This is a genomic window from Mycobacterium gastri (assembly GCF_002102175.1).
GTDB lineage: Bacteria > Actinomycetota > Actinomycetes > Mycobacteriales > Mycobacteriaceae > Mycobacterium > Mycobacterium gastri.
The window spans coordinates 1-12,567 of record NZ_LQOX01000149.1 but is presented as its reverse complement, the minus strand read 5'-3'; the positions used below and the strand labels follow the sequence as shown (position 1 = coordinate 12,567).

General features: G+C 66.9%; 12 protein-coding genes. 3 read left to right on the top strand and 9 right to left on the bottom strand.

Annotated elements, in window-relative coordinates:
• Nucleotides 1-505 precede the first annotated feature (505 nt).
• The 6 genes from AWC07_RS24825 to AWC07_RS24805 all read right to left on the bottom strand — a co-directional run bounded on the left by AWC07_RS24825 (nt 506) and on the right by AWC07_RS24805 (nt 5,776).
• The gene (locus AWC07_RS24825) at nt 506-1,084 is read right to left on the bottom strand and encodes a hypothetical protein (protein WP_051507825.1); all 579 of its coding nucleotides are present in this window, start codon (nt 1,082-1,084) and stop codon (nt 506-508) included.
• A gap of 4 nt (nt 1,085-1,088) precedes the next feature.
• Entirely contained in the window at nt 1,089-1,658 is a 570-nt protein-coding gene (locus tag AWC07_RS27230; protein WP_139829871.1) for a hypothetical protein, read from the bottom strand.
• 758 nt (nt 1,659-2,416) lie between these two features.
• Nucleotides 2,417-3,181, bottom strand: a complete 765-nt coding sequence (locus AWC07_RS24820) for a PPE domain-containing protein (protein ID WP_051507824.1) — start codon at nt 3,179-3,181, stop codon at nt 2,417-2,419.
• 19 nt (nt 3,182-3,200) lie between these two features.
• Nucleotides 3,201-3,497, bottom strand: a complete 297-nt coding sequence (locus AWC07_RS24815) for a PE domain-containing protein (RefSeq protein WP_139829870.1) — start codon at nt 3,495-3,497, stop codon at nt 3,201-3,203.
• Between the two features lie 92 nt (nt 3,498-3,589).
• Nucleotides 3,590-4,897 carry a protein export chaperone SatS gene (satS, locus tag AWC07_RS24810; protein ID WP_036410343.1) on the bottom strand — a complete coding sequence of 436 codons (1,308 nt, stop codon included), beginning with the start codon at nt 4,895-4,897 and terminating at the stop codon, nt 3,590-3,592.
• 48 nt (nt 4,898-4,945) lie between these two features.
• Nucleotides 4,946-5,776, bottom strand: a complete 831-nt coding sequence (locus AWC07_RS24805) for an alkaline phosphatase family protein (RefSeq protein WP_425271273.1) — start codon at nt 5,774-5,776, stop codon at nt 4,946-4,948.
• Nucleotides 5,777-5,939: 163 nt separating this feature from the next.
• Between AWC07_RS24805 and upp the strand changes: the two genes are divergently transcribed.
• Nucleotides 5,940-6,563, top strand: coding sequence for a uracil phosphoribosyltransferase (upp, locus tag AWC07_RS24800; protein ID WP_036410341.1), 624 nt, complete (start codon nt 5,940-5,942; stop codon nt 6,561-6,563).
• Between the two features lies 1 nt (nt 6,564).
• Here upp and AWC07_RS24795 read toward each other — a convergent pair whose 3' ends face one another.
• On the bottom strand, nt 6,565-8,145 hold the full coding sequence (locus AWC07_RS24795) for a phospho-sugar mutase (RefSeq protein ID WP_036410345.1): 1,581 nt from the start codon (nt 8,143-8,145) through the stop codon (nt 6,565-6,567).
• A 12-nt stretch (nt 8,146-8,157) separates the two neighbouring features.
• A complete protein-coding gene (locus AWC07_RS24790) occupies nt 8,158-8,973 on the bottom strand; it encodes a purine-nucleoside phosphorylase (RefSeq protein ID WP_036410340.1) in 816 nt (271 codons plus the stop codon).
• Between the two features lie 112 nt (nt 8,974-9,085).
• Between AWC07_RS24790 and AWC07_RS24785 the strand changes: the two genes are divergently transcribed.
• On the top strand, nt 9,086-10,273 hold the full coding sequence (locus AWC07_RS24785) for an amidohydrolase (RefSeq protein WP_036410339.1): 1,188 nt from the start codon (nt 9,086-9,088) through the stop codon (nt 10,271-10,273).
• Entirely contained in the window at nt 10,270-11,439 is a 1,170-nt protein-coding gene (locus AWC07_RS24780; protein ID WP_036410337.1) for an amidohydrolase, read from the top strand. Before AWC07_RS24785 ends, AWC07_RS24780 begins: the two co-directional genes overlap by 4 nt.
• Nucleotides 11,440-11,950: 511 nt before the next feature.
• On the opposite strand, the gene AWC07_RS24775 is transcribed toward AWC07_RS24780, so the two are convergent.
• Nucleotides 11,951-12,331, bottom strand: a complete 381-nt coding sequence (locus AWC07_RS24775; protein WP_139829868.1) for a DUF4190 domain-containing protein — start codon at nt 12,329-12,331, stop codon at nt 11,951-11,953.
• Nucleotides 12,332-12,567 lie beyond the last annotated feature (236 nt).

The window sequence follows — 12,567 nt, the reverse complement described above, 5'->3', positions numbered from 1 at the left end:
TCGATCACCGTCGAGAACTGCGCCCACCACCGGTCAGGGTCTACGCTGGCAGCCGCGGGGGCCGCGGCATATTCAGATGTGTTCACAAACTCCGAACAATGCCCCGGCCACCGCTTCTACCAGCGCAGACACGCCGATACACTCCAGCCCCGAACTACGGCTGCAGTACTAGTTGAGCTTCCTTGTCCGCCATCGACATTCTTAGCCTCATCGTCATGAGCAGGTAGACCTCAAAATCAATGATCGCCGCATATGAGGATACGCTCATCTGTCGCCGATCCTTCAGGATGTACCACCATTGCTCTCCCATACGTTAAGTCTGCGGGCAGCACCACTTTTGTTCCGTCAGGCACGTTGACAACACTTCCAGTTTCACCGAAAGCGGCCTTAGCGGCGATGTCTGTTGCTTCGGCAGCCTCCTCCTGATTAGCGTGCAGGCTCGTGTGCCTGGTCGCTGAAAGCTCGAAGAGGGTTCCGAACGGCGCGGGGCGCTAGCTGAACCCTCTTAATCTTCAGGCCACGACTTCGCCGAAAACATGAAGAGCCCCCAACTGAATCCCGCACCATAACTCTCCCCCGCCCATGGAAATTCGTATTCCTCGTATGCGGGGAGAAACTTGTCAAACAACGGCCACTGACGGCCACGCCGCATGGGGCCAAAGTGCTCCGTGAACTCGGTGACGTCCATGCCCCAAGTGGGTACTTCGGTCGGAGAATTGAATATGTGCGAATTGCGCCTTATATGCCAATACCGTGCCGACTCAATTAACCCGTCTTCATCGGTAACGGCATTGAAGTCAAATCCGGGCCACAATACGCTGCTAAATTTCAAAGATGGGGCATCCTGGTTCACAACCCATAGCAAATTCTTCATATTTCCGAGGTAAGAGGCTTCATCGCCAAGAGCCTCGGCCACTCGCTTATGTACACATTCCGCATCGTCTATGGAGAGCCTGTGTTCAGCCAGTTTGGCTTCTAGCTGAGCTTGTTTGCGCGACATTGAGATCCTTAGCTTCATCGTCATAAGCAGGTAGATTTCGAAGTCAATAATCGCAGGTGTGAACGCTGTATTCACAGCACGCATCCCCTCACTTACCAAGGTAGGGCAGGAATTGGGTAAGGTCGCCCTTGAACACAGTAACCGATCCGTTAGGATGGACAATCATTGCTACCCCCTGATCTAATCTCGCTGGTAACACTGCCTTTGTTCCATCGGGGAGGTTGGCGATTCCTCCAGTTTCACCGAATGCTGTCTGAGCGGCAATCTCGGTTGCTTCGGCTGCCTGTGTCTGGTCAAGGTGCAGGGAAGTTACCTTGTCCGCCAAGGCTTGGAGTTGTCCGGAACCCTTCGGAACCGTCTTTACTTCCTCACCAATTTTCTTAGCCTGGTCGGCAATAGTTGGGCTTGGGGACGTGCCCGGTTGTGGTTGGGTGTTGGGCGTACGTGGTTGTTGTGGTGCGGGTTGTGTCCAGTATGGGATGTCGGCGCGTTTGGCGTCGTTGGCGGGTGTGTATTGTGCGTTGGCCGCATCTAATTGGCGCTCGAGCTGGGCCTTTAAGGTGTTGTAGTACCAGGCTTCTTGATTATAGGCGTTTACCGCGTTCCAATCGGAAGGGTTGGGCGGATTTAGATTGTGGTTGGCGATGTCACTTGTCAACTTGTTGTAGGCGTCTCGCGTGGCTTGCAGCGATGGCGGTGGCGGTGGGCTGGCCCAGGGCGGAATGGGGGGCTGCCCAAGCGGTGGTTTGCCCGGCGGCGGAGACGGTGGCGGCGGAATCGGTGGTTGCGGAGCAAGCGGTGGCAGCATTGGTGGCGCTTGGGGTGCCGGGCCCGCTCCTGTGTCCAGCATCTGGGTGCCGCGGCTCCCGGAGCCGCTAGGACCGTCGCTACCGGTGGAGGGACCGGGTGCGTCGCCAGGTGGTGTCGCCGGTTGGGAGGCCGGTGGCGGGGGTGCCGCAGGTTGTGGTGGGGGTGGCGAGTTGAGGGTGTGGGCGGTGTCGCCGGGGTCGAACGGGGGCGATGGTGACGACGCGCCGCTGGGTTGGGGTGGTTGGAGGTGGACGTAGGCCAACGGCTGCACCGTCGAGCGGGGCGCGGCGGTGACCGGACTGTGCAGCGTAGCGGTGGTGAGCATGCCAGCGGGTGTGCCGCTGCCGGGTCGCTGCATGGCGGGTGGGCTGAAACCGTCGCCGGTGGGCCGAATGTAGCTGGTTGCTCCCGCACCCGGATAACCGCTGACCGCACCACCGGTTCCTGGACCCGATCCGGCTGGCGGGGATAGGGTGCCAGCGCGGCTCTGCATCGCCTCGCTGAGCTGCGCAGAACCTGGTCCCGGGATGGCTGGGCCGGGGGCGGCGACTCCTCCGGCGTGTGCGACCTGGGCGAACATCCCCATCGGAGGCTGCGGCGCCCGGGCTAGCGTGTGAGCCCCGGCGGGCGTGGCCGCCGCCGAGGCGGTATTCGGGGACGCCGACGCTGAGACCGAGCCGGCCAACGGCGCCGACGGCGCACCCCCCATCCCGGCACCGACGGTTGGCGGGGGGATGAGCGCGTGCGCGCCTTGCTCACCGGCCTGCAGGGTTGCCCCGGCCGCGCTGATCGCCCCGGTTTCGGCCAACCCCGCGCCGCCGCAGCCGGCGACCCTCCCGCCACCGCCGGTGGAAACGGCACCATAATCGCCGCCGCGGCCGCGCGCAACGCCGCCCCATAGGCCGCGCCCGCAGCCGCATTACGCGGCCACATCTGCCCGTAATACTCCAGATTCAACGCCACGATCTGCGGGGTCAACGCCCCCCACACCAGCGGGTTGATCTGCTGGGCGGTGGCCTCATCGCGTCGATTCGCCACCGCCTCCTGCGCGGTGACCATCGAGGCCACCGCACTCTGATGCGCACCGGCCGCCGCCGCGACATGGGATGCCTTCTCCAGCAGCGCCGCGGCCAGCAACTCATGCTGGGTATCCAACGCGGCCTGGGCCACCGCCGAAGCCGAAGCCCCTACCCCGCGCCACGTGGTGCCATAGGTGGCCGCCCCACTGGCTGCCGAGGCCGCCACCACCGCCTGCACCTGCGCCGCCTGCGCGCTCAACGTTTCGGCATAGGCCAACGTCGAGGCCGGACCAGACCCCGAGGCCAACGCCGCATAGTTGGCCTCCGGCGAAAACGCCGACCAGGAATGCACTACCACAACCTGCTAACTGCTACCGGGTCAGGGCCGCCGCGCGCATCGCCTCACTAACCACCGCCACCGTCGCGCCGGCCATCGACTGGGCGTCAGAAAACACCCCGCGCTCCGCCGCATGCTCACCAGCGATGCTCGAATACGCTGCGTCCACCACCGCCGTGCACGCCGCCGAATCAGCATCCTCGCCCACCGGCACCACTGCCGATAACGTCGGTGCAGCCGCGGCCACCCCAGCACCTAGCCTCGCCGCCAACCCCGCCTGCGTCATCGCCGAAGCCCCCACCACAGCCGGCTCCACCGCAAACACCATCATCTGAGACCTCACTCCCCGCGCGCAGACAAACGTCAGGCGATGATCCTAAACTTGACGGCCTATTCGCGCCTGCAGTCACCGGCTCGAGAACGCTATTCGCGCCTAAGCCGCGACTCCACGAACCGTTCCACCCGCTCCCATTCGCGTACCGCCTTGGCATACGGGCCCGCGGGCTTGCTGACCGAGTCGGGATCGAGCACGCAGGCGATCAACTTGCCCAGCGGCTTGCCCGGGTCCAACGCCTTGTCCACGGTGCTGTCCTCCGAGTAGTCGCCGATGTCGCGCAGCAATTCGACCGCCAGATCCAGCTGGTCACGATCCACGGCATCAGGCCCGTCGGCGAAATCATCGGCCAGCCCGGTCAGCACGTAGACATTGTCATCGCTGACCTGGACCGCGAGTGAGCCGTCGGTGGCCGCGGTGCGGATGTCGTCGTAGGTGCTCAGGTCCGCCAAGTCGTGGTCGTGCTCGTCGGCAAGATAGCGCGCCAGCGCCCGCTCGGAACTGAATACACTGATGCGACCGTTGCGGCCCAAGAAGACCGGGCGATCATCGAGATAGCAACGCAGGGTGTAGAAGCTGCCGGCACTGGTCATGATCTGGACAGGGTCGATGCCGACCTTCAACCAGAAGTCCTCGTCGCTACCCAGAACGACGGCTGCCGCGGCTTCTTCTTCGGCGTCTTCGTGGAGGTCGGCGTCGCTGTCGTCGGTGCCGTCCTGGCCGGCCGACTCCGCAGCCGCGGCCTCGTCAACAGCCTCCCCCTCGTCGCCCTCGGCCTCCTCCACGTCCGGTTCCTCGGGTTCTTCGGCCAATTCGTCGGCGGCCTTGGCCGCCAGGTCGGCGTCGACCTCGGGAACACTGACGATGTCGTCGATGGCTTTGAGCACGTCGTCCCAGCTGCGCGCAATGATCTCGGCGATCGCGTTCCAACGTTTCTGGCCGGCCTTCCCGGTGAAGTAGTCGATCCCCCCCGACACCGTGCCCAGCGTGGGATTGCCGTTGAAGAACTTCGACACCGCCGGCAGTTCGCACACCGATCCGATGGACGACACCATCGCCAGCGTCGCGGCCAACGCTGCCACCGACTCCTCGGTCGGCTTTTCGGCCACCAGCTCCTCGACGACCACCAGATCGAACGTCTTGTCGGCGTCCGGATCGAAGTCGTGCGCGTGCGCCTCGGTCAGTTCCTGCCACGCCGGGTGGTCCGCCAGGTCGTTGTCGGTACTGCCGCGGACGAATGCGACCAGGTCTGCCACGCTCTCGAAGGCGTACAGGTCCTCGTCCTTACCCAGAAACGCCTCCCATTCGTCGCCGGAGTCACGCCAGCGCGGTGCCCACAGCGTGTAGCGGTCACCGTCGGACAAGCCCAGGCGGATGGGCACGAGGTCAGCAGCCATGCGGCACAGAATAGCGACGGCCGGGCGATGGCCCCGGCCCGGTAGTGCTCAGCTGCTCCAAATATCGGTGATCGGGGGAGCGTTCATCGCCTTGCCGGTCTTGGGTAGGCCGTACATCTGCTCCAGTGTGGCAAGCAGGTTGTAGTGGCTGATCTGCTCGTTGTAAGTGCCGGGCTGCACGTGTGCCCCGTAGAACACCGTCGGAATCTGGTTGCGGCTGCTGCCGTCGTCCTCGTCCCACGTGACGATGAGCAGGCTGTTGTTGGCCTTGGCCCAGTTGGCGTACGGAGACAGTTCGCGGTTGAGCCAGGCATCGCCGGCGGCGACGGAGCCGTCGTGCATGTCGTTGTCGGCGTTGGGTATGACGAACGACACCGTCGGCAGACTCGGGTAGTTCTCCGGCTGTGGAAATGCGGTAAACGGCACCGACAGCGTTGGCGGGACGTTGCTGAAGTTGACCCACGGCACGTGTTTGCGCGCGTACTTGCCGGCACTGCAGACGGTCGAGCCGACCGCGGGCAGATCCTCGGCGAAACCGACGAAGGTGTGCCCGGCGGCTAGCAGTTCGGAGGCCAGGTTGGGCGTCGAGCCGGCGTCCACCGGGCAGGTGTTCTTGGTCAGGCCGAAGGTGCTGCCGGCGAACATCGCCAGGTAGTTGGGTTCGCTGGGATGCGTTTCGGCGAATGATTGCGCCATCATCGCGCCGTTGGCGGCCAGCGCGTTGATGAAGGGCGCCGCCGGGTTGCCGATGATGTTGGCCTGCGAGCGGTTCTCTTCCACCACGATCACCACGTGCGAGAACATCGGCAGCGCAGCCGCCGTGGGCTCCGGGCGAGACTGCACCCCGTCATGAACCCTGACCTGGCCCGACACCGACACCGACACCGCCACCGCAGCGAAGACCGCCAGGGTTCGACCAACACCCGTCAGACACCCTCGCACCCCGCGCACGCCCGGAGTATAGGGGGCGGCTTCGACCCGTCGCAGCGCGAGAGTCAGCGTGTCAGCCGGCGTGAGCCTGATCGTTATAGGGTCACACCCCGTGGATGTCCACGTCATCGACCACCCGCTGGTGGCGGCCCGGCTGACCGTGCTGCGCAACGAACGCACCCGCAGCGCCGCCTTCCGGGCCGCGCTGCATGAGCTGACGCTGGCGCTGGTGTACGAGGCGACCCGCGACGCGCCCACCGAGCCGGTCCCGATCCGCACCCCGCTCACCGCGACGGTAGGAGTGCGGCTGGCGAGACCACCGCTGCTGGTGCCCGTGCTGCGCGCCGGGTTGGGCATGGTCGGCGAGGCGCATGCGGCGCTACCGGAGGCGGATGTCGCCTTTGTCTGTGTCGGCCGGGACGAGAAAACACACCAGCCGGTGTCATATCTGGAGTTGCTGCCCGACGACCTCAACGGTCTGCCGGTCATGGTCCTGGACCCGATGCTGGCCACCGGCGGGTCGATGACATACACCGTTGGCCTGCTGTTGTCCCGCGGGGCGAGTGACATCACCGTGCTGTGTGTGTGCGCGGCGCCGGAAGGCATTGCGGCACTGGAAAAAGTGGCGCCCAACGCGCGGTTGTTCACCGCCGCCGTCGACGAAGGGCTCAATGAGGCCGCCTACATCGTGCCCGGTCTCGGCGACGCGGGCGACCGCCAGTTCGGCCCCCGCTAAATCACCAGCTGCCCACCGAGGCGACCAGCTCGGCGCGCAACTGCCTAGCCCGATGCCTCGCGACAGCCAAGTCAACGGCAACCGCGCAGCGAACCTCCAAATAGCACTTCAGCTTTGGCTCGGTGCCCGAGGGTCGCACCACCACCCGGACCGAGGTGTGGCCGTCGCCGCCGGTGAAGATCAGCGCGTCGGCGATATCGGTGACGGTCGTGGGAAAACCGGCCAGCCGGTCGGGTGGGGTGTGCCGCAGCCGCGTCATCACCGCATCGGCCTCGTCAGCATCGGCGACCCGACGCGGCACCGCCGCAACCTCGTGGACGCCGTAGCGCCGGGCAAGCTCGTCGAGTTTGTCGGGCACCGAACGGCCCTGCCGTTTCAGCGTCGCCACCGCATCGCACACCAATACGGCGGCGCTGATGCCGTCCTTGTCGCGCACCGCGGCGGGGTCGACGCAATGCCCGATCGCTTCCTCGTACGCGTACACCAGGGTGCCGGGCCGGTCGGCATCGGCGCGGGCCAGCCACTTGAACCCGGTGAGGGTCTCCACGTGGAGGGCGCCGTAGTCGGCGGCGATCGCCGCCAGCATCCGCGACGACACCACCGTGCTGGCGACCGTCCGTGGCCCTGTTGGGGGTTGCGACAGGATGTAATCGCCTAGCAGCCAACCGGTTTCGTCTCCGGAAAGCATCCGCCAACCGGTTTCGACGGGTATGCCGACCGCGCACCGGTCCGCGTCGGGATCCAGCGCTATCGCGACGTCGGCATGAACTTCGGCGGCCCGTGCCAGCAGCGCATCGGTGGCGCCCGGCTCCTCAGGGTTGGGAAAGGCGACGGTGGGGAAGTCGGGGTCGGGTGCGAACTGCGACGTGACGGTGTGCACGTCGGTGAAGCCGGCCCGGCGAAGCGTTTCGACGGCCACCGCGCCACCGACGCCGTGCATCGCGGTCAGGGCTATCCGCACGGATCCGGTCGAGTGGCGGACGGCCGCCGCACGCTCGATGTAGCGGTCGAGGAGATCGGTGTGCGCGTGTTCGACGGGCTTTCTGGTGATCTGATCTGCCGGCGGGGCGGCGGCCATCGCGGCCTCGATGTGGCGGTCGGTGGGCGAGACGATCTGGATGCCGCCGTCGAGGTACACCTTGTATCCGTTGTCGGTCGCCGGGTTGTGTGACGCCGTGATTTGTATCCCGGCCGCGGCGCCGGTGCGGCGCACCGCGAACGCGACGATCGGTGTGGGCATCGGCTCCGGCAACAGCAGCACCGAAAAGCCTTCGGCGGCCAGCACTTCCGCTGTCGCGGTGGCGAAGGTCGCCGAACCGTGCCGGGCATCTCGTCCGACAATCACCGTTTCGGATCGCGGGCTGGCCGATTCGGCCAGCACCCGAGCCACCGCCCAGGTGGCGCGCAGCACCACCGCCAGGTTCATCGCGTCGGGCCCGCCGCGTACCGGTCCGCGCAGCCCCGCGGTGCCGAAGGTGAGCGGACGGGCAAACCGCGCGGCGAGTTCGCCGGGGCTGCAGGCGGCGAGCTCGGCGGCGGTCACCGGGTCGGGATCGTGAGCGATCCATTCCTGGGGCGTCACGGGAGTCATGACTCAGCCGCGCGCTATGCGCTCGATCATTGAGGCCAGCAGTGCGCCCATCCGGGAAGCCGACGCCGCGCCGGCGGCCAGCACCTCGGCGTGGCTGAGCGGCTGACCGGTGATGCCGGCCGCCAGGTTGGTCACCAGCGAGATGCCCACCACTTCGGCGCCCGCGGCGCGGGCGGCAATCGTCTCGTGCACCGTCGACATGCCCACCAGGTCGGCACCCAGCGTTTGCAGCATCCGGATCTCGGCGGGTGTCTCGTAGTGCGGCCCCGGCAGGCCGGCGTACACGCCTTCGGTCAGACCCGGATCGGTTTGGCGGGCGAGCTGCCGCAGCCGCGGCGAATACGCGTCGGTCAGGTCGACGAACTGCGCGCCCACCAGCGGGGACCGCGCCGTCAGGTTCAGGTGGTCGCTGATCAGCACCGGCTGACCGACCTGCATATCCGGCGCCAGTCCGCCGGCCGCATTGGTGAGCACGACGGTGTGTGCCCCCGCGGCGCACGCCGCGCGCACCGGGTGGACGACGTGGCGCAGGTCGTGTCCCTCGTAGGCGTGGATGCGGCCGGCCAGCACCAGCACCCGGTGCTCACCGATCGGTACGGACAACAGCTCGCCGGCGTGCCCGGCGGCCCGCGGCGGTGCGAACCCGGGCACGTCGGCCTGGGGCAGTACGGCCGTCGGCCGGCCCAGCGCGGCGATGGCCGCAGACCATCCCGACCCGAGAACGACGGCGACGTCATGGCGGCCGATCCCGGTGCGCTCGGCGATGACTTGCGCTGCGTGCCGAGCGAGTTCTCCGGGCTCCGGCAGCGGGTCGCGCACACGGGCAGCCTACTCAGCGCCAGCAGACACAGAGTCGCACGCCGCCCGGCGCCGCCATGCGACTCTGTCTGCTCGCCAGTGAACCGGTCGCCGTCGATGAGATACTGCCAAGATGCCCGCACTCACCGCTGCCGACCGCGTGGACGAGTTGGTGCGACGCCGCGGTAGTGACTTGGTCGAACTCTCCCACGCTATCCACGCAGAGCCGGAGTTGGCGTTCGCCGAACACCGCAGCTGCGCCAAAGTGCAAACGCTGGCCGCCGAACGCGGTTTCGCGATCACCCCGGCCGCCGGCGGCTTGGACACGGCATTCCGGGCCGACTTCGGCGACGGGCCGCTGGTGGCGGGTATCTGCGCCGAATACGATGCGCTTCCCGAGATCGGACATGCCTGCGGCCACAACATCATCGCGGCCGCGGCGGTGGGTGCCGCGCTGGCGCTGGCCGAGGTTGCCGACGACCTCGGCCTGACCATTGCCCTACTAGGCACCCCCGCCGAGGAGTCCGGCGGCGGTAAGGCGCTGATGCTGCAGGCCGGGACGTTCGACGACGTGGCGCTGGCGGTGATGGTGCACCCGGGGCCGACGGATATCGCCGGCGCGCGGTCGCTGGCGTTGTCCGAAGTGACCGCGCGGTACCGCGGCAAGGAATCGCACGCCGCCGTCGCCCCGCATTTAGGAGTCAATGCCGCCGACGCCGTGACCGTCGCGCAGGTGGCTATCGGGCTACTGCGGCAGCAATTGGCGCCCGGGCAGATGATGCACGGCATCGTCACCGACGGCGGGCTGGCGGTCAACGTGATTCCCGGGCACGCGATGCTGCAGTACGCGATGCGCGCCCACGACTCGGAATCGCTGCGCGACCTGGAGGGCAGGGTGTATGCCTGCTTCGCCGCGGGAGCGGTGGCCGCCGGCTGCGATTACGAAATCGACGCCGCCGCACCCGCATACGCTGAATTGAACCCCGATCCATGGCTCGTCGACGCGTGCCGACAAGAAATGCGCCGGCTCGGGCGCGACCCGGTGCCAGCGGCCGTCGAGGCAGGGCTGCCCATGGGCAGCACCGATATGGGCAATGTGACGCAGGTGCTACCGGGGATCCATCCGGTGATCGGTGTCGAGGCGGGCGGCGCCACGGTTCACCAGCGCGCCTTCGCCGCGGCCGCGGCCGGCCCGAGTGCCGACCGCGCGGTCGTTGACGGCGCAATCATGTTGGCGCGCACGGTTGTTCGCCTCGCCGAGACGCCCGACGAGCGGGACCGGGTGCTGGCCGCGCAGCAGCGCAGGGCGGCGGCCCGATGAGCCTCGTCGACACCGCCGAGTCGTGGCTGGCCGCACATTACGACGACCTGGTCGCCTGGCGGCGGCACATCCACCGCTACCCCGAGCTGGGTCGCCAGGAGTATGCCACCACCCAGTTCGTCGCCGAACAGTTGGCCGACGCGGGCCTGAACCCCAAAGTGCTGCCCGGCGGCACCGGACTGACGTGCGACTTCGGCCCGGAACATCAGCCGCGGATCGCGTTGCGCGCCGACATGGACGCGCTGCCGATGGCCGAGCGCACCGGCGCGCCGTACGCCTCGACCATGCCCAATATCGCCCACGCCTGCGGGCATGACGCGCACACCGCGATTCTGCTGGGTACCGCGCTGGCGTTGGCGTCGGTGCCCGAGTTGCCGGTCGGGGTGCGGCTGATCTTCCAGGCCGCCGAAGAGCTGATGCCCGGCGGTGCCATCGACGCGATCGCGGCCGGGGCGCTGACGGGGGTGTCGCGCATCTTCGCCCTGCACTGCGATCCCCGCCTGGAGGTGGGCAAGGTCGCAGTCCGGCACGGCCCCATCACCTCGGCAGCCGATTCGATAGAGATCACGCTGTATTCGCCGGGCGGGCACACGTCGCGTCCGCACCTGACCGCCGATCTGGTCTACGGCCTGGGCACGCTGATCACCGGCCTGCCCGGAGTGCTGTCGCGCCGCATCGACCCGCGCAACAGCACCGTGCTGGTCTGGGGGGCGGTCAACGCGGGCGTGGCCGCTAACGCCATTCCGCAAACCGGCATCCTGTTCGGTACTGTCCGCACCGCCAGCCGGCAGACCTGGGTGGACCTGGAGGACATCATCCGCCACGCCGTCGACGCGCTCCTGGCGCCGCTGGCGATCGAGCACACGTTGCAGTACCACCGCGGGGTGCCGCCGGTGGTCAACGAGGACGTCTCGACCCGCATCCTGACCCACGCCATCGAAGCCGTCGGTCCCGACGTCCTGGCCGATACCTGGCAGTCCGGCGGCGGTGAGGACTTCTCCTGGTATCTCGAGGAGGTTCCCGGGGCCATGGCGCGGCTGGGTGTGTGGTCGGGCGACGGGCCGCAATTGGACCTGCATCAGCCGACGTTCGACCTCGACGAGCGGGCCCTGGCGATCGGGCTGCGGGTGATGGTCAACGTCATCGAACAGGTGGCGGCGTTCTGATCCGGCCGCGGGTCGCTACCGGCCGAGCGGACCCAACCACGGACATCGTGGTCGTGGGATCGGCTGCGCGCGAACAGGTTTGCAAGATCTGTGTACCGACTCCGTGCGGCGACTCCCGGGGCAGCGGTGATCTGCCGCGCCCCCGGGAGTCACTGAGCTCACCGGCTAGCCCCAATGCCGCGCAGTTACTGTAAGTGTGCTTCGCGCATCCGGTGCCACGACCCTTTGAAACCTTTGGGACGAACTGGCGCGACGAGCAATGGCCGACGGCACGGTCACTCTTCTGGGATACCCCCTCAAGGCGGCACGGCTCGATAGTGCTCGTAGCGTTCCTCGGGGCACACGTCCCCAACAGCGACGAGCGCCGCAATCAGGTCGACATCGTGACCAGCCTTGCCCAAGGGATGAGCAATATGGTCAAGCCGCGGGAGGAAACCGACATTAGCGGCGGCATCGCCCTGAGGCTGGCCGCCGCTGACATCACCAGATCGGCGTCGTCATCTGACTTGCCCTACGAGAGGCCTAGTTGGTGCAGCAGCTGGCCGTTATCGTTAGCAAAAGCAAGGATGTCGCGGGCTAACCCTCCAACTAGGAAGATGGAGCTTGCGATGATTGCGGTCAATGCCATCCCTCGACCGCGCTGCGAGTTGCGCCTGAGCACTGGGAGGGCAACCGCACCCAGGACGACACCGGTTATGGATAGAACGAACGCTGGCACAATCGCCCAGGTGAACATATAGATGAAAAACCCGAGAAGGGTAAAGGGGAGGGCTCCTGCCAATGAGACGATTATCGCCGCAACAGCGAGGCCGTTGGTTGACTGGCGTGGCGCTCGGGGCGGCACGGCGGCATGGGGCTGGTAGGCATGGGGCGGGTAGGGGTAGTTGACCATTTTGTGTTCCTTTTCGTTGTGGGCCTATGCGGCAGGTCCGGTGGGTTGATGGCTCGAGGTTCGCGCGCAGTGCTCGAGGGTTTCTAAACGAATCCTTGACCCGATCCGCCGGTGACGGCAAGTGGGTCCTTGGGGCGCAGCCCGGGGCCGTGAGGGTCCCTAGCGGGAGTTTCCGCCCTTGATGCCTGATCAGCGTTGTTTGTGCTGGTCAGTGGTGGTTTTTTGGGTTGGTGGGT